The sequence below is a fragment of the Vibrio sp. A37 genome, from assembly GCF_059777565.1.
Genome location: NZ_JBLNLI010000108.1, coordinates 1 through 241, shown reverse-complemented (window position 1 = coordinate 241; position 241 = coordinate 1). Strand labels below are relative to the sequence as shown.

Sequence of the window (241 nt, the reverse complement as noted above, 5' to 3'; positions counted from 1 at the left end):
TCTTCACCCAAGTGTCGTAGATCGAGATGAACGACATCGCCTAGCGGATGTTTGATGGTGTTGCCTTTTTGCTGTTCGTGCCAGAATGCTTGAGAAACTTTATCTCTTGGCCCAAGCTCCATATATTTATTCTTCGGTTGGCCGACGGGTGTCTCTGGCCCTAGACCATAATCCTGTAGATATCGATAGCCATTTTTGTTCAACATAATGCCACCTTCACCACGGCAGCCTTCTGTCATTA

General features: G+C 46.5%; 1 protein-coding gene. It reads right to left on the bottom strand.

The window, feature by feature from the left end; translation table 11 throughout:
• Positions 1–241 (bottom strand): FAD-binding protein (locus tag ACM2FC_RS23715; protein WP_498483486.1); only part of this gene is annotated, 241 nt, incomplete at both ends.